A 25733-nucleotide genomic window follows, 5' to 3' on the forward strand; every position below is an offset into this window, starting at 1 on the left:
TCCGGTGCGCGCTGGTATCATGACGACCATGAAAACCGCAACTCCCACCATCGTCGTATTCGATCTCGGCGGCGTACTCATCGACTGGAACCCCGATTACCTGTTCCGCAAGCTGATCGCCGACGAAACCGAGCGCAAGTGGTTCCTCGCCAACGTCTGCAACAGCGCGTGGAATCTCCAGCAGGATGGCGGGCGGCCATTCAGCGAAGCGATCGCCACCCTCAGTGCCGAGCACCCCGAACATGCGCATCTGATCGCCGCATTCCATGCGCGCTGGAACGAAATGATCAACGGCACGCTGGCCGAAGGCATCGCGATTTTCGAGGCGCTGGAAACAGCCGGCGTGCCGCTCTTTGCATTGACCAACTGGTCTGCCGAAACCTTTCCTTACGCGTGGGACAACTTCCCATTCCTGCATCGCTTCAAGGATGTGCTGGTGTCCGGCCGCGAGCAACTGATCAAGCCGGATGCGCGCATTTACGAACGCATGCTGGAACGCATCCGCCTGCACTATCCTGACGCCGAGCCGGCGCAACTCGTATTTATCGATGATGTCAGGAGAAATGCCGATGCCGCGCGAGAACTCGGTTGGCATGCCATCCACCACACTGCTCCAGCCGACACCGTGGCCCAGTTGCGCAACTGGGGCTTGCTGACATGAGCGACTTGGTGAATAACACAAGCAACATCGGCAATCCACATCATCAGACGGATGCCGACATCGCCATCTGCGGCGCCGGCCCGGTTGGCTGAGCCTGGCCGCATTACTGGTAAAGCGCGGCGTTGCCGCAGAACGCATCGCACTGATCGATGGCAAGACCGTAGAGCTGGCAAGGCAAGATCCTCGCTCGCTGGCCCTCTCGTACGGCAGCCGCCAGATTCTGCAAGAGATACAAGCGTGGCCGATCGCCGCCACCGCGATCCACGAAATCCATGTGTCGCGCCGCGGCCACTTCGGCCGCACCTTGATCGAACGCCAAGAATTCCGCTTGCCGGCGCTCGGCTACGTGACGCGCTACGGCACCTTGGTAACAGCCTTGGCGGCCTTACCGACGCTGGCCGATGTGCAATTGCTGCGACCGGTGCAAGTTACCTCCAGCAGCGAGCATGATGACCATGTGGCGCTGCAATTGTCGGATGGCCGCACCCTGCGCAGCAAACTGCTGGTGCAAGCCGAAGGTGGCCTGTTCGGCGCCCAGGATGGCAAATCATTGCAGCGCGATTATCAGCAGATCGGCATCGTCGCCCATGTCCAGGCCGGCGCTCCGGTGGCGCACCGCGCCTTCGAACGCTTCACCGACGAAGGCCCGCTGGCGCTACTGCCGCAGGACGATGGCCACGGCAACAACTATGCGCTGGTATGGTGTGTGCGGCCGGAGAGCGCAACCCGGTTGTTGGCGCTCGACGATGCTGCGTTCCTGGCAGCATTGACGCAAGCCTTCGGCGGCCGGCTTGGGCGCTTCATCAAGACATCGAAACGCAACAGCTTTCCGCTCGGCCTGAATGCCCGCCCTGCCGCATCGCCGCGGGCCGTAGCGATCGGCAATGCCGCGCAAACCCTGCATCCTGTGGCCGGACAAGGCTTGAACCTGGGCCTGCGCGATGCCGTCATCCTGGCGCGCTTGCTGGCAACCGACATTTCGCCCGATGCGCTGCTTCAGTTCGTCGCCGGCAGAAGAGCCGACCGCAGCATCACCATCCACCTGACCGATGTCATGGCGCGCATTTTCGCCAGTGCGCCGGATGGCGCCATGTCGCAAACCCTGCTCGGCCTGTCGCTGGGCCTGGTTGACGTCGTCAAGCCGGCGCGCCATCTGCTGGCACAGCAAATGATGTTCGGTCAACGCTGATCCAAAAAATACTCTCAGCCAAATAAAAAGCCGCGCCGGTTTTACCCGTCGCGGCTTTTTTGCAAAGGCTTGCAAACGCAATCGATGCTATTCGACTGCCTTCACCATATCTTCAATCACCTTCTTGGCATCGCCAAACACCATCATGGTCTTGTCCATATAGAACAGCTCGTTGTCGAGACCGGCATAACCGGCGGCCATCGAGCGTTTGTTGACGATCACGGTCTTGGCTTTATAGACTTCCAGGATAGGCATGCCGGCGATCGACGATTTCGGATCCTTGGCGGCCGGGTTAACCACGTCGTTGGCGCCTAGCACCAGCACCACATCGGCCTGGCCGAATTCGCCGTTGATGTCTTCCATCTCAAACACCTGATCGTACGGCACTTCAGCCTCCGCCAGCAGCACGTTCATGTGACCAGGCATGCGGCCTGCCACCGGATGGATCGCGTACTTGACGATCACGCCCTTGTGGGTCAATTTCTCGGTCAACTCCTTCAGCGCATGCTGCGCGCGTGCCACCGCCAGGCCGTAGCCTGGAACGATGATCACGGTTTCGGCATTACCCATCAGGAAGGCCGCATCGTCGGCAGAGCCGGATTTCACAGGGCGCTGAGCTTGTGCACCGCCACTGGAGGCCGCCGCGGCATCACCACCGAAGCCGCCCAGGATCACGTTGAAGAACGAACGATTCATCGCCTTGCACATGATGTAAGAGAGGATCGCACCGCTCGAACCAACCAGCGAACCGGCGATGATCAGCATCGAATTATTCAACGAAAAACCGATGCCGGCGGCAGCCCAACCGGAGTAGCTGTTCAGCATCGACACCACCACCGGCATATCGGCGCCGCCGATCGGGATGATGATCAGCACGCCCAGGATGAAGGCGATCAATGCCATCAGGATGAACGGCAGCCAGGATTGGGTCAGCACGAAAATGATGCCGAGGCCGATCATCGCCACCGCCAGCAGCAGGTTGATGAAATGCTGGCCGCGGAAACTCACCGGCGCGCCCTGGAACAGGCGGAATTTGTATTTGCCCGACAGCTTGCCGAATGCGATCACCGAACCGGAGAAGGTGATGGCGCCCACGAAGGTGCCGATGAACAGTTCGATGCGGTTACCGGTCGGCAGGGCTTCGCCGTGTGCGGCAATGCCGAAAGCCCAAGGCTCCGACACAGCGGCAACTGCAATACACACCGCCGCCAAGCCGATCAGCGAGTGCATTGCCGCCACCAGTTCCGGCATCTTGGTCATTTCGACGCGCTTGGCCAGGAAGGCGCCGATGCCGCCGCCTACCACGACGCCGCCCGCCACCAACCAAAAGCCCAGGCCGCTACCCTGCGACTCTGCTTTCAATTTGACGATCAGTGCGATCGTGGTAACTACCGCGATTGCCATGCCGACCATGCCGAACGCATTGCCGCGTCGCGCCGATGATGGATGCGACAAGCCCTTGAGCGCCTGGATAAAGCAGACCGAGGCGATCAGGTACAACAGGGTGACCAGATTCATGCTCATTGCTGGGCTCCCTGGTTTGCCGCCGCTTTCACCTTCGGCTCTTTTTCTTGAACATTTCCAGCATGCGCTGGGTGACCAGGAAGCCGCCGAATACATTGACCGCCGCCAGCGCCACAGCCAAGGTGCCGGCAATCTGGCCGACCAGACCTTCAGTCAGGCCTGCAGCCAGCATTGCGCCGATGATGATGATCGCAGAGATGGCGTTAGTGACCGCCATCAGCGGCGTATGCAACGCCGGTGTAACGGTCCAGACCACGTGGTAGCCGACGTAGATCGCCAGAACGAAGATGATCAGGTTGGTGATAGTGTGCGTGACTTCCATGGTTTCCCCTTAAAGCGAGCTTGAATGACTTCCGCTACATAATTACCGCAACACCCATCCCGCGAAAGCGGAAATCCATCTTAGTTGCAACGCTATGCGGCAATTTGGATCCCCGCGTTCGCGGGGATGACGAATTTTTAGATCTTTTTCAAACCGGTAATCTTGTTGTTGTCGTCGACAAACACCACTTTCGGCACATAGCTACGCGCTTCTTCGTCGGAAAGTGGAGCGTAAGTACAGATGATCAGCAAGTCGCCCAGGTGGGCGCAGCGCGCGGCGGCGCCGTTCAGCGAGATTTCGCCGCTGCCGCGCTTGCCGCGGATGGCGTAGGTCGAAAAGCGTTGGCCGTTGTTGACGTTGTACAGTTCGATCTTTTCAAATTCGCGGATATCGGCTGCTTCCAGCAGATCCTCATCGATTCCACACGAGCCCTCGTAGTGCAGGTCGGCTTGGGTAACGGTTGCGCGATGAATTTTGGCGCGCAGCATGATGCGTTGCATATCTTGTTTCTCCAGTCTACGAAATCTCCGGCCGCAGCCGGATGCTTCTTTTACAGCTATTAATTAAATCGGTATTCAGCTACTTGCTGAGTCGGCTTTTCGGGCCGCTTATTTGCGTAGGACTTCGCCGCCGCTGCACAACAGCGTCGCAGCGACGATGTCGTCTTCGCGGTTGATCACCAGGCCGCCTTCGGCGTTGATGATCAGCTTGAGGAAATCAAGCAGGTTGCGCGCATACAACGCCGAAGCATCGGCGGCGACCAGCGCTGCCAGATTGCCTTCGCCGATGATATGGACGCCGTGCTTGATGACGGTCTTGCCGCTTTCCGACAGCGGACAGTTGCCGCCCTGGTCGACCGCCATGTCGAGGATTACCGAACCCGGCTTCATGGCCTTGACGGTTTCCTCGCTGATCAGCACCGGCGCCTTGCGGCCCGGAATCAGTGCGGTCGTGATGATGATATCGGCCTGCTTGGCGCGTTCATGCACCAGTTCGGCCTGGCGCCGCATCCAGTCGGCCGGCATCGGCCGCGCATAGCCGCCGACGCCCTGGGCGATTTCCTTTTCTTCATCGGTGATGAATGGCACATCCAGGAATTTCGCGCCCAGCGATTCGATCTGTTCCTTGACCGCAGGCCGTACATCGGATGCTTCGATCACCGCGCCGAGGCGCTTGGCAGTTGCAATCGCCTGCAAACCGGCGACGCCGGCGCCCATGATCAGCATGCGCGCGGCCTTGACGGTGCCGGCAGCGGTCATCAGCATCGGCATGAAGCGCTGGTAGGTATTGGCCGCCATCAGCACCGCCTTGTAGCCGGCGATGTTGGCTTGCGACGACAACACGTCCATCGATTGCGCCCGTGAAGTGCGCGGCGCCGCCTCCAGCGAAAACGCGGTCAGGCCATGACTTGCCATTACAGCAATATTGTCGGCATCAAAAGGTTCAGCATGCCCACCACCACCGTGCCGCTTTTCAGCAGGGGCAGTTCCTCGGCACTGGGAGCACGCACTTTCAGCACGGTTTCCACGCCGAATGCCGCCGCCGCATCAACCACCTGGGCACCAGCTGCAGCATAGGCTTCATCGGTGATGCTCGATGAAATGCCCGCGCCAGACTGCACCAGCACTTGGTGCTTGGCCGCCACTAGCTTCTTTACTGTCTCCGGAGTCGCAGCAACCCGGGTTTCGCCAGGCCGCGTCTCGGCGGGGATGCCGATTTTCATGTACTTCTCCCATTGGTTTAAGAATTCTTACCGGAATCTTACACGGAAAAATTGCGCGCAAACAACCAGAGTCTTGATGTAGGTTATTTAATGCGAAATTAATTCCCGATTCACATTCTTACTAGAATGACATGCCGCCCTGCCTGCCCCCTGTGAAACTGTGCAGCATCGGGAATTGGCCAAGCACGTTAAAATGTCGGATTATCCGAGGAATTTATGACTGACGTTTGGAAACCTTCTGTCACGGTTGCAGCGATCATAGAACACGAGGCCGCTTCTTGCTCATAGAGGAAGCGACCAGTGACGGCATACGCATCAATCAGCCGGCCGGCCATCTCGACCCCAACGAGTCGCTGGTGCAGGCAGTCGTGCGCGAAACGCTGGAAGAAGCGGCCTACGACTTCACCCCCACCGCACTGGTCGGCATGTACATGGCGCGTTACGTATCGGCACGCACCGGCGAAGCGGTCACTTACTTGCGCTTTGCTTCTGCGGCGATCTCGGCCGGCAGCACGACCAGCCGCTGGATCATGGCATCTTGCGCACGCTGTGGATGTCACGCGACGAACTGGCGGCATGTCCCGAGCGGCATCGCAGCCCGCAAGTGCTGTTATGTATTGATGATTACCTGCGCGGCCAGCGCGCACCGCTGGCGATGCTCAATACGCATCCCAGCGCTTGTGGAGTAGAAAATGTCTCATAAAAAACGCGTTGTGATCGGCATGTCCGGCGGCGTCGATTCGTCGGTGTCGGCATGGCTGCTGAAGCAACAAGGTTACGAAGTGATCGGCCTGTTCATGAAGAACTGGGAAGACGATGACGATTCCGAATACTGCTCGACTCGCCAGGACTGGATCGATGCGGTCAGCGTGGCTGACGTGATCGGGGTCGACATCGAGGCAGTGAATTTCGCAGCCGAATACAAGGACCGGGTATTCGCCGAATTCCTGCGTGAGTACCAGGCTGGACGCACCCCCAATCCGGATGTCCTGTGCAATGCGGAAATCAAGTTCAAGGCCTTCCTCGACCACGCGATGAAGCTGGGCGCCGACCTGATCGCCACCGGCCACTATGCCCGCGTGCGACAAGCCGATTCCGGCCGCTTCGAGTTGTTGAAGGCGGTTGACGCCACCAAAGACCAAAGCTATTTCCTGCATCGCCTGAATCAGGCGCAATTGTCGCGCACGCTGTTCCCGCTGGGTGAAATCCCGAAAACCGAAGTGCGCAAGATCGCCGAGCAAATCCAGCTGCCGAACGCCAAGAAGAAGGATTCCACCGGCATCTGCTTCATCGGCGAGCGGCCGTTCCGCGAATTCCTGAACCGCTACCTGTCGTACAAGCCGGGGCCGATGAAAACACCGGATGGCGATACCGTCGGCGAACATGTCGGCCTCAGTTTCTACACGCTTGGGCAGCGCAAGGGCATCGGCCTGGGGGGCATGAAGAGCCACAAGAATGCCGGCGGCGACAGCGATCCCTGGTATGTAGCCCGCAAGGATGTGGAAAACAACACCTTGTATATCGTACAGGGACACGACCACCCCTGGCTGTTGTCATCAACGCTGCAAGCTGGCCAACTCAGCTGGGTGGCAGGAGAAGCACCGGCCATCGACAGTCTGTCGGCCAAGACGCGCTACCGGCAGGCGGACATGGCTTGCCGTTTCGACAGCCTGGAGGTAGCGGGCGTGGAAAATTTCGCACTGCGTTTCGACGACCCGCAATGGGCGGTTACCCCCGGCCAATCCGCCGTGCTCTACGATGGCGACGTTTGTCTCGGCGGCGGCATCATTGAATCATCCGGCAACGATATCTAAAACACCCTCCTCTTGGCTGGCTGGTTTGACAACCTATCGCAGCAAATCAAGCCAGCCAACCTCCGTTTCGGCGAACGCCACAGAGCCGAGCCGACCTCACCCTGATACTGATCCGGCATGTACTACAGGCAATAAGTTCCCTCTTATTATTCCCAATATAGAAATAGTCAATTGCCAATACTCCTATTTATTGTTGTTAATGGAGTCTCTACACTGAGCTTCATCGATGGGCGCAACACACAAGCAATACGAAAAGTAGCAAGTGCGCCGCTCACCGAGGCAGGACCCGACGGGCTGCTCAACGCCTGTTCCGCCGAGCCCGGTGCCATCCATCAACTTCTTATTGGAGAAAAAAATGAACGCCAAACAACTTATCGCTGGTCTCGCCGTCTTGGCCGCAGCTGGCAGCGCCTTTGCAGTTACCCCATATCCACCTGAAACAACTTTCGTCTCGACCAAATCGCGCGCGGACGTGCAAGCTGAAGTGGCGCAAGCCCAAAAGGATGGCTCGCTGAACCAGGCCCGCAATGCCTATCCTACTGTTGCTGCTGCCGGCAAGCCGGTCAGCCGTACTGAAGTAGTGAACCAGATCGCCAAGACAGAACCGGCCATCTACAACGGCAACTGATCCGCCAAGCAGCCGATACGACACTGACCCAGCTTTTTTTGGGGTTAATCAAAACGCCAGCAATGCTGGCGTTTTGCTATTATCCGATCATATTGTCGTTCGCCGCGACACCCCGGGTTGGGCCAGGCGCGCAGCGCCGTCGACAGGTCATCGTTCACACCAATTTCCTAGCAATAATATTTTGGGGCATCATGCGGTTAACTACCCTCTCCAAGCGTCATTCCTCGGTCAGCCTGTTGCTGGCTTGCTCGCTGACGCTCCTGCTCACTGCCTGCGCCGACTTCTCTGGCATCGATCCGCAATCGAAACTGAACGACGGCAGCAAGCTCGCAGCCGGCAAGGCACTGAACGCCAGCAGCCAGATCGCCTGGCCGACAAGTGCCTGGTGGCAGGTGTATCGCGACCCGCAACTTGACGCACTGGTGCAACAAGCCATCGCCGATAGCCCCAACCTGAAGATGGCCCAAGCGCGCATCCGCCAAGCCACCGCGCTGGCCGGTTCGGCGCGCTCCGCCACCTTGCCCAAGGTCGGCATGGAAGCATCCGCCACCCGCGGCCTGTATTCTTCCGAATATATCTTTCCGCCACCGCTCGGCGGCAGTTGGAACTGGGACAACGAATTCGCGGTCAAGGCCAGCTACGATCTCGACCTGTGGGACAAGGATCGCAGCGCCCTCGAATCGGCGCTCGACACGGTCCAGGTCAGCGCCGCCGAAGCGCGCAGCGCCCAGCTCAACCTGGAAGTCGCGGTCGTACGCGGCTACCTGCAATTGGCAACCCAATACGCATTACGCGACATCGCTGCCTCGACGCTGGCGCAACAAACCGCATTGGCCGACATCGCCCGGCGCCGCCTGGGTGCCGGCCTCGGCACACGACTTGAAGTCAGTCAGGCGGAAACTGTGCTGCCGGACGCCCAAGCCAATATCGAAAAAATCGACGAAAATATCGCGCTGCTGCGCAACCAGATCGCCGCCTTGAGCGGTAAAGGCCCAGGTAGCGGCGACGCCATCCAGCGGCCGGCACTGGCTGCCAACATGATCGGCGCCGACCATAGCAGCTCCCTGCCGATTGGCTTGCCCGACAATGTACCGGCGCACCTGATCGGTCGCCGCCCTGACGTGATCGCCCAGCGCTGGCGCGTAGAGGCGATGAGCAAAAACATTGATGTCGCCAAGGCATCGTTCTATCCGGACATCAACATCTCCGCCTTCATCGGCTTGCAAGCGCTCGGCTTCACCAATTTCCTCAGCGCCGCCTCCGGCGTGCGCGGCGCCGGGCCGGCGATTTCCCTGCCGATCTTCGACGGCGGCGCTTGCGCGCCAATCTCGGCGCCCAAACTGCGGCGCTCGACGGCGCAATCGAAAGCTACAACAACACCCTGGTGCAAGCCTTGCAAAGCGTGGCCGACCAGATCGTCAAACTGAAATCGGAGCAACAGCAGCGGCAGCAATCGGAACAGGCTTTGGCGTTGGCAGGTAAATCCTACGATCTGGCCAAGCGCGGATACCAGGCGGGCCTGACTGCCTACATCAACGTGATCCAGACTCAATTGACTTTGCTGCAGCAGCAACAGCGGGTGGCACAAACCCGCGCATCCTATCTGGATAGCTGGGCACAGTTGATGCAGGCGCTGGGTGGCGGATTAGGCGACGACCTGCCGCAGCCGGGCATGACGGATGTCACCGCCGTCGATGCAAAAAAATGACCCGCGCCGACCATGAGTGACCTTGCAAGCAGCCGTGAAAACTGGCTCAACCACCTGAAACAAGCCGCCGTCATCTGGATCGACAACCACGGCCAGAACCTGCTGTATGTCAGCAAGATCCTGCTGGCGACCCTGATGGCGCTCGGGCTGTCGCTGTTGTTCAATCTGTCCAAACCCGGTACAGCCATGGTCACGGTAATCATCGTGCTGCAGCCGCGCAGCGGCCTGGTATTGGCCAAGGGCTTTTACCGTTTCATCGGCACCACAGTCGGCGTCATCATGTCCGTGATACTGGCCGCAGCGTTCTCGCAGCAGCCAGTGTTATTCCTGGCGGCCGGCGCCTGCTGGCTGGCATTCTGCACCGCCGGCTCGACCATATTCCGCAATTTCCAATCCTATGCATTCGTGCTGGCCGGCTACACGCTGGTCATCGTCGGCCTGCCGGCCGCACTGCAGCCAGACCAGGCATTCGATATCGCCATGACCCGCTTGAGCGAGGTGATGCTGGGGCTATTGTGTGCCGGCGTAGTCAGCGATGTGCTGTTTCCCAAGCATCTGTCCGATGCGCTGCTGCTGACGGTGCGCAAGCGTTTCGCCGATTTCAAGACATTCATCGCGCTGGATGACCTCGACGCCTCGGCGCGACCAGCACGCGAACGGATGGTGCTGCGCTTCATCGGCGAGGTGATCTCGCTGGAAGCGCTGCGCACCTCATCGGTATTCGAAAGCACTACCGGACACCTGCAGAGCCTGCAGCTGCGGCAATTGAACAATGCGTTCATGACCGCCTCCACTACCTTTCACTCGCTGGATCAGCTGTACGGCCGCCTGCAATCCAGCGGCAAACAAAGCACGCTGAATGCGCTGATGATGGAATATCAGGCAATCGTGCGCGCGCTCTCCAGCAAGGATCGCAATTTGCTGAAGCAGGTGCGTAGCCAGTTGCCGCAGCGGCTGCATGCATTGCGACGCGGCCTGGCCGCCAGCCATGAAGGCGATCGCAGCAACCTGCTCGATTTCGATTCCGCTGCTGAGCTGCTGATCCGATTCGCTGGCGAGCTGCAGATCTATGCGCGCATCCACGCGGTGGTGATCCAGGCCGAAATGCACATGCCGGACGATGTCCAGCTGCCTGCGCATTATGTTACCCGTACCGATCCGACATTAATCGTCACGTCAGCGCTGCGCGCCGCGATCGGTTTCGGTATTTCATCGCTGTTCTGGATTCAATCCGGCTGGGTTTCCGGAACCGACGCGGTGGTCATGGCGACCGTCGTCAGCGCCCTTTTCGCTGCTGCGCCGTCGCCGAACAAAGTAGTACGGCAATTCTTGATCGGCGCTGCCATAGGCGGATTTTTCGGTTTTCTGTCCGCTTACTATCTGCAATCGCAAGCTGAAAATTTCACCATGCTATGCATCGCACTGGCGCCGTTCATCCTGGCCGGCGCGTGGCTCACCACCACCCGGAAATATTCCGGCATCGGTACCGGCATCCTGCTGTTTTTCTTTTCCTATGCCAGCATCGGCAGCAACTATCAGTTCGACATGCTGGAGCTACTCAATGGCATGAGTGGCGGCCTGATCGGTGTCGCGGTGGCCTCGGTCATGTACCAGATCATCGATCCGTCAGATAGCCGCTGGATCAAACGCCGCCTGGCGCGAGCCCTGCGACGTCAGGTCGAGGAAGCATGCAGCCGACCGCTGACGGGACTCGCAGGGCGTTTTGAAAGCGGCACACGCGATTTGCTGTCGCGTTTTGCGATTACGCATTCACTGGACAATCCAGACGACCGCGACATCATGACCTGGCTCCTGTCGGTGCTGGAAATCGGCCGCGCCGTGATCCAGCTGCGCCTGGAAATGCTGGAAGTCACGGATTCGCTGGCGCACGAAAAAATAGAACAGACCATACGCAACATCGGCAGTCTGTTTGCCCGTCCCAATCAGGCCCGCCTGCGCACAGCGCTGGATTCCGTGCTGGCGGCGATTGCTGTCTGCGATGGCTTGCCGGCGGTGCTGGCCAACCTGCATCAGATGCGCGGCGCCATGCTGGAACGGGTCACGGTGCTGACGCCGGCCGAAACCTCACCTATCACCTCAGGGAATTGATCATGCCGCGTGAAATTGCATTATTCGATGCGCTCATTCCGACCCTATTGCTGGTCTTCATAGGTTGCCTGTTCCTGCAGATGGCCATCGATTGGGTATTCAGCCGTTTAGGCCTGTACCGTTACGTCTGGCACCCCAGCCTGTTCCGGATCGCTCTGTTCTTTTGTCTTTTCGGCAGCGTCGGGCTGCTGCTGCACGCCATTTAACTTGCTAACTTGCCATAAAAATTTGCTCTAAGGTCGACATGAAATCATCCACCATTTTGAAAACCCTGCTGCAGGTTGCCATCACGCTGATTGTCGTGCTGATCGCCTTTTTGCTGACGCGCGCGCTGTGGGAGCGTTACATGAACACGCCGTGGACGCGCGACGGCCGGGTACGCGCCGATGTCATCAGCGTCGCTGCTGACGTTTCCGGCATCGTGGTGTCGGTGCCGGTGGCCGACAACAGCTACGTGCACAAGGGCGACCTGCTGATGAAAATCGATCCTGTACGCTACACGCTGGCGCTGGCGCAGGCCGAAGCCGTGGTGACCGAACGCCGGGTTGGCCTGACCACCAAACAGCGCGACGCCGCCCGCCGCGCCAAGCTCGACGGCGATGTCATCTCCAACGAAAACCGCGAAAACTCCAGCGCCGACGCTTCAGCAGCCCAAGCCATGTACCAAGCTGCACTGGCGGCGCGCGACAGCGCCAAGCTGAATCTGGAACGCACCGAAGTACGTGCCCCGGCCGACGGCTGGATCACCAACCTCAACGTCCACGCCGGCGATTTCGCCCAGGCCGGGACACCGAAGCTGTCGGTGATCGACGCCAATTCGTTCTGGGTCTACGGCTATTTTGAAGAGAACAAGCTGCCGCTGATGAAGGTCGGCGATGCAGTCGACATGCGTCTGCTAGGCAGCGAACAACTCATCACCGGCCACGTCGACAGCATCTCACGCGGCATCACCGACCGCGACAACGCCCTCGGCACCTACGGCCTGGCCAACGTCAACCCCAGCTTCAACTGGGTCCGCCTGGCGCAACGCGTACCGGTACGCATCCACATCGACAAAGTCCCCGATGGCATCACGCTGGCAGCCGGCATGACCTGCACCGTCATCGTCAAGCCGGGGCAACGGGTGGCAGAGAAAAAATAGTTGATAATCGAGTGCGAGTGTATGCACTCCGTGGTTCGTTAAATGGGGTCAGAGCTGCGCGGGAAGTGTAATTTTCGCAAAAAGCCGCGAAAAAAAACTCTGCCCCCTTTTAACTAAATTGTTCGCAGTGCCTAGTGCTTATCGCATGCGAATGTAGGCAAGGTTTTGAGCGATACGTAACAACGACGAATCAATCCAGCACCGAGACATGCCGCGGCTGCCAGTGCAACTCCCTGCGCGCCCTCGCCGCACTCACCTGGCTATTCGATCCGAACGAATACACCGCGTGCCCAACACCGGCGTAATGCCCAGCGTTGCCACACGCTCAGCCTGCTCCTCGGTGCGAACCAGGCCGCGCACCCGATATCCCTCGATGAGACGCATCGCAACCGAACCGCCGATAAAGCCGCTGGCTCCCGTAACAAATGCATTCGTGATCGATCCCTCAAGGCTAAATATCAGCTAACAGTATGGGCGACCTGTTTATTGAGAAAAATGGCCATCTCAACAAATGATATTTGACTTAAAATCAACAACCAGCCACTTGTCCATTGTTATTGCAAACAAGCGGTTTTGTTGCTCTCCAGCTTCGCGTTGTCGGAGAAACAGCATAAAATAAAAACAAGCAGGTCCACCGTCCGGGAGGCGCATGACAGTTTCACAAACACAACAAAACGACCTGAACCTGCCGCCGCCCGCCAAGCGATTCGCCATCGCCGATTTGATCGCCGGCCTGTCGATTGCTGGTTTGCTGCTGCCTGAAGCGGTCGCTTACTCCAGCATCGCCAACCTGCCGCCGCAAACCGGGGTCATTGCCCTGTTTGCCGGCTTGCTTTGCTACGGCCTGTTCGGCAGCAGCCGCTTTGCAATCGTCTCCGCGACCTCTTCATCGGCCGCAGTGCTGGCCGCCGCAACTGCCTCGCTCGCCAATGGCGACATCGGCTTGCGCATGACGCTGGCGATCGGGCTGGTGATGATTACCGGCGTGTTTTTCCTGCTCGCCGGCTTGGCACGGATGGGCAGCGTCACTGATTTCATCGCCAAACCGGTATTGCGCGGTTTTGCTTTCGGCCTGGCCATCGTCATCATCGTCAAGCAATTGGCGAGCGTAGTCGGCGTCCAGCCTGCACACAGCGACATGACCCGCTTCATTCCAGAAATGCTGGCACAGGTAAGCCACTGGAACTGGGTCAGCGTGGCCGTCGCCGCGGCGGCGCTGGTATTGCTGTTCCTGTTCGCGCGCCTGAAGCGGGTGCCCGGTGCACTGCTGGTGATCGTCATCGGCGTAATTGCCGGCAAGTGGCTTGATTTGCCGCAGTACGGAGTCGGCCTGGTCGGCAGCATCCACCTGCAGTTGGCGACGCCGACGCTGCCCATCCTGTCGCGCGCCGACTGGCTGCGCCTGGGTGAACTGGGTTTTGCGATGGCCATGATTCTGTACGCCGAATCGTATGGCTCGATCCGCAGCTTTGCCATCAAGCACAACGACACGGTCGCGCCCAATCGCGATCTATTGGCGCTGGGCGCATCCAATCTGCTGTCCGGTCTGTTCCACGGCATGCCGGTCGGCGCCGGTTATTCCGCCACCTCTGCCAATGAAGCAGCAGGTGCGACGTCGCGCCTGTCGGGCTGGATTGCGGCGCTAGTGATGCTGGCGATCGTGCTGACCTTGTTGCCCGGCATTGCCTTGACGCCGGAACCAGTGCTGGCGGCAATCGTGATCCATGCGGTCAGCCACACCCTGAACCCGATGATCTTCCGTCCCTATTTCCAATGGCGCCGCGATCGCCTGGTCGTGATCGCCTCGGTGATCGCGGTGCTGCTGCTGGGCGTGCTGGATGGCCTGCTGGCGTCGATTGCGATCAGCCTGTTCATGATGCTGCGGCAATTCTCGCAATCGACCATTTCGGTACTCGGACGGCTCGGCCAAGGCCATGACTATGTCAACATGCGCACCCATCCGGAAGCCAAGCCGGTATCCGGCGTCATCATCCTGCGCCCCAATGAACCGCTGTTCTTCGCCAATGCGGAACGTATCCTGAACCAGGCGCGCGAATCGATCCTCAACGCCGGCGACGCCGTACACACGGTCATCCTCAGCCTGGAAGAATCGCCGGATCTCGACAGTTCCAGCCTGGAATGCCTGCACGATTTTTTCAGTTTTGTCAGCAGCAAGGGCTTGCGGCTGTTGCTGGCGCGCCTCAAGGATCCGGTGTACGACATCATGAAGAACGCCGCTGCTCCGAGCTTTCCAATCGAATCGCTGAGTGCCCTGAGCGTGGCCGAAGCCGTGCACCTGGCATTGGCGGACAAACAGGCAACCAGCCATCCTACCGAGCAGCTAACCGGAGAATAATCATGCGTGCATGCTGGAAAATCTTGGCCGCCTCGCTCTGTGCGGCCTATGCGCTGACAACGGCAACAACAGCGAATTCAGCGGAAATCGCCTTTTCTTCCCAGAGCGATTTCACTGAAATCAATCTGAACATCAAGGATACGTTCAACGCCAATCCGAATGCGTTGGCGCTCGAAGTCACGCTCAGCCCGGACGCCCAGCAGCGCATGCAGGCGGCGAGCAGCGCGGCGCTTGAGCAGAACCTGACTGTCATCATCAACGGCAAGGCGGTCAATACCGCACGCGTCATGAATGTCCTCGACACGCCGCAGCTGCAGATCACCGTTTCCAGGCAGGTCGCGATAGAGCTTCTGCCCGGTTTGATTGGCATCAATCCAGGTGGAAACTTGCCAGCCGATTCGGTAACGACAGCCCCAGTGATCCCGACGCCCGGACCCGCCAGCATTCCGGTGCCTTTGCTGGCGGCAGCACCAATCGCAGTCCAGACGCAACCGGTAACGTCGCCGTCGGTCACCGAATCAGCACCTGGCATTGCCGCAATGCCGGCCGTGGCGCCGGAGCCTCCGGCCGCCGCCACTGATGCCACAGACCCTGTCGCCACGCCGGCTGCACCGATCACATCGGAGGCAACAAACGCAACAACTGCAACAACTTCGGCAGCGTCATTATCGGCCGTCGCAGCATCGACGCCGAACCTGCCACCATCCGCAGCAGCGGTAGAACCCGCTGCCGCGCCAGTAGTCGCCGCCCTGCCGCCACCACCACCGGCACCGCCACCAGTGATTCCCGACTGGGCGCTTGGCGCATGGTTGCCAACCAGCGCCACACCTTCGCAATACGCAGATATCAATGTCGGTGATCCCGTAACCATCTTTGCCAATGCACTGGACGCCATCACCTGCAACAAAGCCCGACTGTCGGTATTGGAAAGCAGCAATGGACGGGTCGTGCTGCAAATGGCCAGGAATAGCCAGTGCGTGATCGGCGGCGTGCTGGTTGACCGGGTGCAGATTTCGCCATCGGTGACCGGCGGCAGGATCGTGATTTCCTTCTTTGCGCAGCAGGATGACCTGAACGGGACACCGGCCAAGCAAAGCGTCTATCGCCGCAAATAACCCCTCCTCCTCCCGGGAATCTCCCTTATCCACACCATGCCGCCAGGATTATTCCTGGCGACAGCCGGCCGACAACAGCATTTGGCAATTTCCGATACCATACCGAATCCGTAGAGACATAAGTAATTACTTAAAGTGATTGTTTCAAGCGCCGCAACGGAAACTCGCGACTCTCTTGCGAGTCATACCTTATCGGCGTGCGGGAATACTCGCGTCGGTGCGCTATGCCCGCGCAGGAATCAATGCCGATAAAACCCCAAACAGATTGATAGATTGATTGAACACGTGACAACAACATCGCTCCCCTTGCAACGCTATACAGTCACGGCCATTGTTCTGCATTGGCTGGTCGCCGTCTTGATCATTGCCACCTTTGCGCTCGGTCTGACCATGGTCGACATTCCCGGCCTGACACCAACCAAGCTGAAGTATTTTTCGTGGCACAAATGGATGGGCGTGACCGTGCTCGCCTTGGCTTGCCTGCGTCTGCTCTGGCGCAAGACACAAGGCGCCCCGGCATACCCTGACAGCATGCAGCCATGGCAGCAACGCGCGGCCCATGCCTTGCATATCCTGTTGTACGTGCTCATTTTTGCTGTACCGATCTCTGGCTATTTCTATAGCCTGGCAGCCGGCGTACCGGTCACCTACCTCGGCATTTTCCCGCTGCCTGTGCTGATCGCGCCGAATCCGGATCTCAAACCAGTGCTGAAATTGGTCCATTACACGCTCAACATGATCATGCTCGCCAGCGTCTGCGTGCATGTCCTTGCAGCGCTCAAACATCACTTCATCGATCGCGACGGCGTGCTCAAACGCATGTTGCCCTGATCATTTTCCGCCCAATCAAAAAGGATCTTTCCATGATGTCTACGCGACTCCTGTTTCGCAATACCGTTTTCTGTGCCGGCCTGATGGCCATGAGCGCCACCATGCCGGCACTCGCCGCACCGCTCAAGCCCGATCTGGCCAAGAGCAACGTCACCATCGTGTTCAAGCAGATGAACGTGCCGGTTGAAGCCAAATTCAAGCAGTTCAACGCCGTCATCGATTTCAACAGCGCGCAGCCGGAAACCGCTAAGGCTAGCGTCGAGATCGCCATCCCGAGTTTCGATCTGGGCGATCCCGAATACAACAAGGAAGTGCTGAAGAAAGAATGGTTCAACGCCCAGCAGTTTGCCAAGGCAACCTTTGTCGCCAGTTCAATCAAGCCGACCGCGGGTGCGCCGGCCGGCAGCAAATACGATGTTGCCGGCAAGCTGACCATCAAGGGCAAGACCACCGATGTGCGCTTCCCGCTGAGCGTGAAGAAAGAAGGTAGCGCACAAGTATTCGACGGCACCTTGCCGATCAAGCGCCTGACTTATAACATCGGCGAAGGCGAATGGCAGGACACCAGCATGGTGGCCGACGAAATCACCATCAAGTTTCACCTTGTAGCGAATTAATCGAATATTTTTTCTCACCGAAAGGATCACCAGCAATGAAACTCAAGCTCATCATCGCCTCCCTGCTGGCTGCCAGCGCCGCCAGCGCATTTGCGGCTGCCGACACCTACACGATCGACCCAACGCATACCTATCCGAGCTTTGCCGCCGATCACATGGGCATTTCCGTATGGCGCGGCAAGTTCGAAAAGACCAGCGGCAGCGTGACGCTGGATCGCGCCGCAAAGACCGGTTCGATCGATATCCATATCGACCCGAGCTCGATCGATTTCGGCATGGCCAAACTGAACGAACATGCATCCGGCCCGGATATGTTCGACGTCAAGAAATATCCTGACATCACCTACAAGAGCAGCTCGATCCAGTTCGACGGCGACAAGCCGGTCGCGGTCAATGGCGAACTGACGCTGCACGGCGTTACCAAGCCGGTGACGCTGACCATCAATTCGTTCAAGTGCCTCCAGCATCCAATGTACAAGCGTGAAGTATGCGGCGCCGATGCCACGGCGGAATTCAACCGCAGCGATTTCGGTATCAGCTACGGCGTGCCAAAGTTTGCGCCGGAAGTGAAACTGGCGATTCAGGTCGAAGCGCTCAAGGCCAACTAAGCTGCAATCAGGCTACAACCCAGCGACATCACCTGACAGTTCCCAATAAAACCGACCAGTCCTGCTGGTCGGTTTTATTTGGTCAACGCGCCCATTATCAATTCATCATCCCGTCATACATGGCCGATAAAATCATTGCTCCGTTTTTCATTCAGCCGAGCAAACCATGTCTTCCAGCCGTTCCCCGTTCTCCAATCGCCGCCATTTCCTGCGCAATGTCACCGCCGGCGCCGGGGCGCTGCTGACCGGTACGGCATTGGGCCCGGCCCTGGCTCAAAGCGGGGCACCGGCTCTGATTACATCAGAAAGGATGCGGCCACAACTTCCCAGCGGCGTCATGAGCGGGGATATCACACGCAACAAGGCGGTGATCTGGAGCCGTACCGACCGCCCGGCAAGGATGGTGGTCGAATATGCCAATAACCAAGCTTTCCGCGATGCCCGTACAGTGAACGGCCCGCTGGCGCTGTCCAGCAGCGATTTCACGGCGCGGGTAGATCTCGGCGGGCTACCTGTCGGTCAAACGGTTTTCTATCGGGTGCGTTTCCAGGATATCCAGAATGCAACGATCTATAGTGAGCCCTTGAGCGGCAGCCTGCCGATTCCGGGTGGCATCGAGCGCGATATCACATTTGCCTTTTCCGGCGATGAAGCCGGCCAAGGCTGGGGTATCAACGAAGCCTGGGGCGGCTACAGAATTTATGAAACCATGCGCCGCTTCAAGCCCGATTTCTTTATTCATTCTGGCGACCAGATCTATGCCGATGGCGTGATCGAGAAAGAAGTCAAGCTGGACGACGGCACGCTGTGGCAAAACCTGGTAACTCCCGCCAAGTCGAAAGTGGCCGAGACGCTGGATGACTATCGCGGCAATTTCGCCTATAACCTGCTGGATCTGAACAAGCGCCGCTTTGCTGCCGAAGTGCCATTTCTGGTGCAGTGGGATGATCACGAGGTGCGCAACAACTGGTATCCCGGACAAACCATCGGTGCTGCCGAAAAGCGTTACCAACAGCGCGACCTGTCGACGCTGGCCGCCCACGCTAAGCGCGCGATGTTCGAATACAATCCTTATCGGATCGAACCCAGCGACCCGGAGCGGGTCTACCGCATGTTCAACTATGGGCCGTTGCTGGAAGTATTCATGCTGGACGAACGCAGCTATCGCGGCGCCAATTCGCCAAATCGCCAAACCGTGCTGAACAAGGATGCCGCTTTCCTCGGCGCCTCGCAGCTGCGCTGGATCAAGCAAGCGCTGTTGCGCTCACGCTCGACCTGGAAAGTGATCGCCAGCGACATGCCGATCTCAATCGTGGTGCCGGATCTCAACCCGGACGTGCCGACAGGCACCTACGAGGCCTGGGCTAACGGCGACAACGGCAAGCCGCTTGGACGCGAACTGGAAGTCGCGGAGTTGCTCAAATTCATCAAACGGCACAATATCAAGAACGTGGTGTGGGTGACCGCCGACGTGCACTACGCTTCTGCTACCTACTACTCGCCGGAAAAAGCCAGCTTCACCGATTTCAAGCCGTTCTGGGAATTCGTCGGCGGACCGCTGCATGCCGGCACGTTCGGCCCCGGTGACATCGACCGCACCTTCGGTCCTGACGTGCGCTACGTCAGCATCCCCAGCGACATGAAGCAAAATCGTCCGCCCAGCGAATTGTTGCAATTTTTCGGCGTCGGCAAGATTGACGCCAGGAGCAAAATAATGAGCGTTTCCTTGCACAATGTCGATGGCAAGGATTTATTCAAGGTTGACCTGCACCCTGAAATTTAGGAGTCCGACAGCATTAGTTTCCGTGCATGCATCAGACAAATATCCAAAAATTTCATCAAATCAACGATTCACCGCACAAATATCACAATTGTTTTCAATTGTAGCGATAAGTTATGTCAGCCATATTGGATATGGCTGCGTTGAATACACACCTCGGTCATTTTGCCAGGTGCGGCGCACAATGCATCGTTTAGTCGTGCTGCAAGTAGACAGATTAATAACCCAGCCTGTGCCGCGTCAGCGGTACATATAAGCATCACTTACCAGATGGAGAAAAAAATGAAGGCATTGTTTATTTCCGCAGCAGTCGCAGCAGCCCTCCTGACTTCCGCCACCAGCTTTGCCCAGGCGCCAGCCGCAGCACCAGCTGGCAGCACCGGCCTGTGCAAGGATGGCAGCTACTCGTCCAACGCTACCAAGAAAGGCGCCTGCGCCGGTCATAAAGGCGTGAAGGAATGGTATACAACAGCAGCAGGCGCGCCGGCCGCAGCCGCTGCGCCTGCTGCTACACCTGCTGCTACACCTGCTGCGGCACCTGCAGCACCGGCCGCCACACCGGTAGCTCCTGCCGCCATGGCTAAACCGGCAGCCCCAGCCGCCACAGCAAAAGCTGCAGGCACTCCAGCTCCTGGCGGTGGCCCTGGCATGGTTTGGGTCAACAGCAGCAGCAAGGTGTACCACTGCCCAAATACCAAGTACTACGGCACAACCAAGGCCGGTTCCTATATGACGGAAGCCGCTGCCAAGGCAGCAGGCAATCACGCCGATCACGGCAAAGCCTGTAGCTAAGCAGCAAACGACAAACGGGGCCATTCATGGCCCCGTTTGTCGTTTGGCGCATCAGTCGAGAACTGATCGTCGCCGTGATTGTTCGTATCGCAGGCTCTCTGGGTTTATCTATCTTTAACAATGTCATTGCCACTTTTAGGCTACTCTTGCCTGGTGGTCAAAAGATGGTCAATATTGAAAGGAAATCTCATGGGCTTTATCGCTTGGTTGATAATTGGCGCGATTGCCGGCTGGCTGGCTGGCGTTCTGGTCAAAGGCGGCGGCTTCGGCGTGCTGGTTGACATCATCGTCGGCATCGTCGGCGCTTTCATCGGCGGCTGGCTGGCGGGCGTGCTCGGCATCCATGTCGGCAGCGGCTGGATTGCATCGATCGTGACAGCTACCATTGGCGCCGTCATCCTGTTGTTCATTCTGCGGCTCATCAAACGAGCCTGAGTCTGACAGACAGCAAAAGATGCATAAGAAACCCGCTTAACCGCGGGTTTCTTCATTTCAGGCTCAGGTAAACCCGGAGACGATCGCCCTCCGACTAAAAGCCACAAGCCATTTGCGACTTCAACGATAAATTCCTGATCGAGTGGTCGCACAAATTTATGTAATCGAGGAAAGAAGGAGCCGGTTGCAAGCCTTCACCGAGCACGCGCTGCTGGTCGAAAACATAATTCAAGCGGGAAAATCGCCCATACAGCCGCAGCGCCTTGCACAGCAAACGGGCATTGAACGGCTCGTAATGCGACGCCTCACCGGCCTTCTGTTGCGCCACGTGCCGCTCACCGAGCGAGAGCGCCATGTTCATCAAGTCGGCCTCCGCCACACGCATGTAGGCCTGCACCTTGCCTTTGCCGCCCAAACCCTGGAATGCCTGCAACAACTCGACCACCATGGTGCTGCTTTGCTGTCCTGCGGAGACATGGTATGCAGAAAAGCTGAGCGATTTCTTCAAGGTCAGCTCGACAATAATGCGTGCGCAATAGTCGACCGGCACGATGTCCAGATAGGCGCTTGGCGGGCAGACAAATCGGTTCAGTTCCGAAATCACTTTCAGCACCCAGAAATTACGGGCGGACGGCTTGCAGCCTAACCAGGAATGGCCGATGACCATCGAGGGGCGCACCGCCACCAACGGCAAGTCGGGAAAGCGCTCCCTGAGTTGATTCTCGGCGCACGCTTTGGAGGCGGTATACGGCGCCAGATGGGCTCTTTCGACCGGCAAGCGCAACGCTTCGGTGACGAGCGGTCCGCGCGCCACGCCGCAGGCCATCGCGGCGCCCACATACACGAAGCGTTGCAAACTGCTGACGCCCGAAAAACGTTGCGCCAGCCGCAAGGTGGCGTCGACGTTGACCGCCCAGATATCCTGCCGATTGGCCAGCGAGGTAATTGCTGCGCCATGAATGACATGGCTAACCTGATCAAGCCTGGCGTCCAAGAATGCCTGCGGATCGTTCAGGTCTCCTACGACAACCTGGCTTTCCGACACGTGCGGCGGCATTTCCGATAAAGAAAAGCGAGCGATGGATTGACGCACCCTTTGCGCGCCTTCCGCAGCTGATTTTGCACGTACCAGAAAAAGCATCTGCTTGAAATGGGGGGTGCCGACAAGCGCTGCGGCGACCGCACCACCGACAAATCCGGTGACGCCGGTAACGAAGATGCGGGCTGGCCCGAGCGCCGACATGCGCGCAGAAAAATCTTGCTCTTCACGCAACCACTTTGACCTTGGGAACAGATTAAACACGATTTTTTACCGCCCGCTCTGATTCGATCAAAATGAATAATTCACGGTTGTGAATCCACCGTAATTGGTTTTGTCCAGGACCAGCGGGCTGTCGGCCGCTTTTTGCATATAATGCGTGGCGCTTAGCATGGTCGAGACCGACCAGCTCTGGTTGAAGCTGTGGGTCCAGACAATGGAAGAGGTCAGCGCGTTCAAGCCTAAGTCGGCCTTATATGCGGCGTAGCCCGAGTTGCGGCTTTGTTCGGCGGTGACGCCGAAGAAGGTCTGGTTGTATTTGGCGCTGCCGAACTCGGCGCTGCCGCTCACGCTTACCTGATCCTTGGCCAAGGTCAGCACGGTGCCGCTCAGTTCGGCGCGATAGGACAAGCCGCGCTCGCGATTGCTGAGCGGCTGTGAAGCGCCGATGGTGAATGTTGCTACATGGCCCAGCTTGATGCCGAGGTCCAGGTTGGCCAGCACCGAGCCCTTGATCTCGCCCATGCCTTTGAGCTTGGCCGATCCTGGCAGCAAGCCGTCGTTGGAATCCTTGCGGCCGCCCCCATAGCCAATGCCTGCGCTGGCGAAAAACAGGTCGCCGATGTCACGCCGGTAGCCGGCGCCCTGCAGGCTGTCGACGAAGAATCCGGTGGGTGTAACGATGCTTAATACCGGCACCGGCACCATCCGATATTCGTTGCTGCCGGCATAACGCGACGCGACGCCGGCGCCCAGACCTAGCGTGACCTTGCTGTCCTGCAGCCAGGATCCTGACTGCGGCTGCGATTGGGTAACCTGTTGTGCAGCGGCCATGCGTGAGGCGAAGATGCCACTCAAGGCGACGACCGCCAATAACCTGATCTGGTGTTTCAAATTTTTCTCCGGTAAGTAAGTCAGGGCATATTCTCAGCAGTCCGGAGCTGTACGTCTGTGGTGCATCGGTAGGGAAACTGTGTCAGTTCACGGTGATTATGTTTTTGTTTGTAATGGCGACATTCGGCATCCGGGTGAAACGCTATGATGCGAAAAAGGGGAAAGAGCAATGAAGAAGGTTTTACTGATCGAAGACGATGCGCGTCTTGCCGAACTGATATCGGAATACCTGTGCCGCTACGATTTTGAGGTGTCGCTGGTCCTGCGCGGCGATCTGGCGCTGGAAGCCATCGAGCGCGAACAACCGGACATCGTGGTGCTCGACCTGATGCTGCCGGGCATGGACGGCATGGATATCTGCCGCGCCATCCGCAAGAATTCGACATTGCCGATATTGATGCTGACCGCGCGCGCCGACATTTTCGATCAGGTCACCGGTCTTGAGATCGGTGCTGACGATTACATGCTGAAGCCGGTCGAACCGCGCCTGTTGCTGGCACATCTGCGCGTGATCCTGCGCCGTGTCGACAGGCACGATCGCAACGCGGCCGATGCGCCGATGCGCTTCGGCGAACTGGAGGTCGACCTGTCGGCGCGCCAGGTATGCTGGAAAGGCAATGAAGTTGATCTCAAGACTGCCGACTACAACCTGTTCGTCATCCTGCTCCAGGCTGCAGGCAAGGTATTGAGCCGCGACGAACTGTTGAAGCGTTGGCGCGGCATCGGCTTCGACGGCATCGACCGCACGGTCGATGTCAGCATTTCCCGTTTGCGAAGGCGTTTCGACGACGACGCCCAGGAGCCGCGCAAGATCAAGACCGTGTGGGGACGTGGTTATTTGTTCAACCCGATCGCCTGGGAGGAGTAATGCTCAGGATTCTGATACGTCTGTATCTGATCGTCGCCACGCTCTCGATCGTTGCCATCGTGTTTGTGCAAAAGGGCTTTCCGTACCTGTTCGAATCTGAATTCAAGGCGCAGATGCTGAGCGAATACAGCAATGAAGTCACGCTGCTGCGTGACTCCCTGGCGCCGCTCAACAGCGCGGAGCAGCAGACTGCACTGGCGCGCATGAACCAGTTGAGTCCGCGGCGCTACACCCGCTTGTCTCCCGAACAAATACAGGAACTGTCGCCATCGGAACGCCGCGAACTGGCGCGTTATCACATGGTCTGGACTGGTCGTGGCGACCATAACCGCATCAGCATCTATGCAGCTCTGGAAGACGGCGGCGTCATAGAAATCCGCTCATACAATTTGGACAAGACGGAAGCCATAGCCTATGTCGTCATTTTCACGGTGATGCTGGCGGCGATGCTGGTGTGGCTGATGCCGCATTGGCGTGATCTGGAAAAATTGCGCGTCACCGCGGCACGCTTCGGCGACGGCGCGCTGGATGCGCGCGCCAAGTTGTCGGAGAATTCATCGATCAAACAGCTGTGCGCCTACTTCAACAACATGGCGGACCGCATAGGCAGCCTGATCAAGGCGCAGCGTGACATGGTCAACGCCGCTTCCCACGAATTGCGCACGCCGCTTGCCAGGCTTGAATTCGGCTTGGTCAATCTGATGGATACGACCGAAGACAACGGCACCCACAAACGCATTCAGGCGATGCGCAAGGATGTGGAGGAACTGGATATCCTGGTCGGCGAACTGCTAACGCTGAGCATGTTGGAACAGTCCTCACTACCGGAACCGAGCGCAACAATCCCGTTGGAAGATTTCCTGCGCGGCGCCACCGGCGTCTCCCAGGAAGAATTGCAGCTACGACACAATACCGTTATCTGGTCGATCTCCCCTGTTCTACGTGAAGTCGTTACCGAACCACGCAGCCTGGCGCGCGCTTTCTCCAACCTGATGCGCAACGCGCTGCGTTACAGCCGCAGCACTATCCGTGTGCGCACTGAAATCGACCGTGCCGGCGGCAGCTGGAACCTGATCGTCGAGGATGACGGTGTTGGCATTCCTGAGCAGGAGCGGGAGCGTGTCTTTGATCCGTTCTACCGGCTCGATCGTAGCCGCGACCGTGCCACCGGCGGATACGGACTGGGCCTGGCCATCGTCAAGAAAATTGCCGAGCGCCTCGGTGGCAGCGCCCGCGTCGGCAGCTCCGATCTCGGTGGCGCAATGTTCGTGTTGCGCTTTCCTTTGCCTGATCGATAAGAGTCATTTTGAGGCGCATCTATCACTTCCTGTTATTCCAAATAAGGCAATCTGACTGACAT

Annotated in this window: 21 protein-coding genes and 4 pseudogenes; 19 read left to right on the forward strand and 6 right to left on the reverse strand. The window is 58.4% G+C overall.

What is annotated here, in order from left to right; all coding sequences use genetic code 11:
* The first annotated feature begins 28 nt into the window (after positions 1–28).
* Together CAter10_RS17055 and CAter10_RS17060 are read left to right on the forward strand one after the other, a co-directional pair.
* Positions 29–661 carry an HAD family hydrolase gene (locus CAter10_RS17055; protein WP_061535427.1) on the forward strand — a complete coding sequence of 211 codons (633 nt, stop codon included), beginning with the start codon at positions 29–31 and terminating at the stop codon, positions 659–661.
* Positions 658–1850, forward strand: a pseudogene (locus CAter10_RS17060) (UbiH/UbiF/VisC/COQ6 family ubiquinone biosynthesis hydroxylase). The gene CAter10_RS17055 and the pseudogene CAter10_RS17060 overlap by 4 nt, the downstream one beginning before the upstream one ends.
* An 87-nt stretch (positions 1851–1937) precedes the next feature.
* On the opposite strand, the gene CAter10_RS17065 reads toward CAter10_RS17060, so the two are convergent.
* From CAter10_RS17065 to CAter10_RS17080, 4 genes and pseudogenes are all read right to left on the reverse strand, one after another.
* Positions 1938–3374: an NAD(P)(+) transhydrogenase (Re/Si-specific) subunit beta gene (locus CAter10_RS17065; RefSeq protein ID WP_061534351.1), complete on the reverse strand. Its 1437-nt coding sequence runs from the start codon at positions 3372–3374 to the stop codon at positions 1938–1940.
* A 28-nt stretch (positions 3375–3402) separates the two neighbouring features.
* Entirely contained in the window at positions 3403–3696 is a 294-nt protein-coding gene (locus CAter10_RS17070) for an NAD(P) transhydrogenase subunit alpha part 2 (RefSeq protein WP_061534352.1), read from the reverse strand.
* A gap of 137 nt (positions 3697–3833) precedes the next feature.
* Positions 3834–4196 (reverse strand): aspartate 1-decarboxylase, encoded by a 363-nt coding sequence (panD, locus tag CAter10_RS17075; protein ID WP_061534353.1) that lies wholly within the window; start codon positions 4194–4196, stop codon positions 3834–3836.
* 108 nt (positions 4197–4304) lie between these two features.
* Positions 4305–5419, reverse strand: a pseudogene (locus CAter10_RS17080) (Re/Si-specific NAD(P)(+) transhydrogenase subunit alpha).
* 216 nt (positions 5420–5635) lie between these two features.
* Between CAter10_RS17080 and CAter10_RS17085 the strand changes: the two are divergent.
* The 15 genes and pseudogenes from CAter10_RS17085 (at position 5636) to CAter10_RS17160 (ending at position 21353) form a co-directional block, all read left to right on the forward strand.
* Positions 5636–6122: pseudogene (locus tag CAter10_RS17085) on the forward strand (NUDIX hydrolase).
* Positions 6112–7233, forward strand: coding sequence for a tRNA 2-thiouridine(34) synthase MnmA (gene mnmA, locus CAter10_RS17090; protein WP_061534354.1), 1122 nt, complete (start codon positions 6112–6114; stop codon positions 7231–7233). Before CAter10_RS17085 ends, mnmA begins: the two are co-directional and overlap by 11 nt.
* 355 nt (positions 7234–7588) lie before the next feature.
* Positions 7589–7861 carry a DUF4148 domain-containing protein gene (locus tag CAter10_RS17095; RefSeq protein WP_061534355.1) on the forward strand — a complete coding sequence of 91 codons (273 nt, stop codon included), beginning with the start codon at positions 7589–7591 and terminating at the stop codon, positions 7859–7861.
* Between the two features lie 191 nt (positions 7862–8052).
* Positions 8053–9569 (forward strand): annotated as a pseudogene (locus CAter10_RS17100) (efflux transporter outer membrane subunit).
* A 12-nt stretch (positions 9570–9581) separates the two neighbouring features.
* Positions 9582–11678: an FUSC family protein gene (locus CAter10_RS17110; RefSeq protein ID WP_061534358.1), complete on the forward strand. Its 2097-nt coding sequence runs from the start codon at positions 9582–9584 to the stop codon at positions 11676–11678.
* 2 nt (positions 11679–11680) lie between these two features.
* Entirely contained in the window at positions 11681–11884 is a 204-nt protein-coding gene (locus tag CAter10_RS17115; RefSeq protein WP_061534359.1) for a DUF1656 domain-containing protein, read from the forward strand.
* 38 nt (positions 11885–11922) lie between these two features.
* Positions 11923–12819, forward strand: coding sequence for an efflux RND transporter periplasmic adaptor subunit (locus CAter10_RS17120; RefSeq protein WP_061534360.1), 897 nt, complete (start codon positions 11923–11925; stop codon positions 12817–12819).
* 649 nt (positions 12820–13468) lie between these two features.
* Positions 13469–15175 carry a SulP family inorganic anion transporter gene (locus tag CAter10_RS17125; protein ID WP_082797964.1) on the forward strand — a complete coding sequence of 569 codons (1707 nt, stop codon included), beginning with the start codon at positions 13469–13471 and terminating at the stop codon, positions 15173–15175.
* A 2-nt stretch (positions 15176–15177) separates the two neighbouring features.
* The gene (locus CAter10_RS17130) at positions 15178–16290 is read left to right on the forward strand and encodes a hypothetical protein (protein WP_061534361.1); all 1113 of its coding nucleotides are present in this window, start codon (positions 15178–15180) and stop codon (positions 16288–16290) included.
* 306 nt (positions 16291–16596) lie between these two features.
* Entirely contained in the window at positions 16597–17121 is a 525-nt protein-coding gene (locus CAter10_RS17135) for a cytochrome b (RefSeq protein WP_061534362.1), read from the forward strand.
* Between the two features lie 83 nt (positions 17122–17204).
* Positions 17205–17738 carry a YceI family protein gene (locus CAter10_RS17140; protein WP_231879313.1) on the forward strand — a complete coding sequence of 178 codons (534 nt, stop codon included), beginning with the start codon at positions 17205–17207 and terminating at the stop codon, positions 17736–17738.
* Between the two features lie 35 nt (positions 17739–17773).
* Positions 17774–18346, forward strand: coding sequence for a YceI family protein (locus CAter10_RS17145; RefSeq protein WP_061534363.1), 573 nt, complete (start codon positions 17774–17776; stop codon positions 18344–18346).
* A 166-nt stretch (positions 18347–18512) separates the two neighbouring features.
* The gene (locus CAter10_RS17150) at positions 18513–20129 is read left to right on the forward strand and encodes an alkaline phosphatase D family protein (RefSeq protein ID WP_061534364.1); all 1617 of its coding nucleotides are present in this window, start codon (positions 18513–18515) and stop codon (positions 20127–20129) included.
* A 279-nt stretch (positions 20130–20408) separates the two neighbouring features.
* Positions 20409–20918, forward strand: a complete 510-nt coding sequence (locus CAter10_RS17155; protein WP_061534365.1) for a DUF3761 domain-containing protein — start codon at positions 20409–20411, stop codon at positions 20916–20918.
* A 189-nt stretch (positions 20919–21107) separates the two neighbouring features.
* Entirely contained in the window at positions 21108–21353 is a 246-nt protein-coding gene (locus CAter10_RS17160) for a GlsB/YeaQ/YmgE family stress response membrane protein (protein WP_061534366.1), read from the forward strand.
* A 94-nt stretch (positions 21354–21447) separates the two neighbouring features.
* On the opposite strand, the gene CAter10_RS17165 is transcribed toward CAter10_RS17160, so the two are convergent.
* Together CAter10_RS17165 and CAter10_RS17170 are read right to left on the reverse strand one after the other, a co-directional pair.
* Positions 21448–22656: an SDR family oxidoreductase gene (locus tag CAter10_RS17165; protein ID WP_128083116.1), complete on the reverse strand. Its 1209-nt coding sequence runs from the start codon at positions 22654–22656 to the stop codon at positions 21448–21450.
* A gap of 27 nt (positions 22657–22683) precedes the next feature.
* A complete protein-coding gene (locus CAter10_RS17170) occupies positions 22684–23505 on the reverse strand; it encodes a MipA/OmpV family protein (protein WP_061537391.1) in 822 nt (273 codons plus the stop codon).
* Between the two features lie 169 nt (positions 23506–23674).
* On the opposite strand from CAter10_RS17170, the gene CAter10_RS17175 reads away from it, so the two are divergent.
* Positions 23675–24373, forward strand: coding sequence for a response regulator (locus CAter10_RS17175; protein WP_061534369.1), 699 nt, complete (start codon positions 23675–23677; stop codon positions 24371–24373).
* Entirely contained in the window at positions 24373–25671 is a 1299-nt protein-coding gene (locus CAter10_RS17180) for an ATP-binding protein (protein ID WP_061534370.1), read from the forward strand. Before CAter10_RS17175 ends, CAter10_RS17180 begins: the two co-directional genes overlap by 1 nt.
* Positions 25672–25733: the final 62 nt, after the last annotated feature.

The organism is Collimonas arenae (assembly GCF_001584165.1).
Taxonomy (GTDB): Bacteria; Pseudomonadota; Gammaproteobacteria; order Burkholderiales; family Burkholderiaceae_D; genus Collimonas; species Collimonas arenae.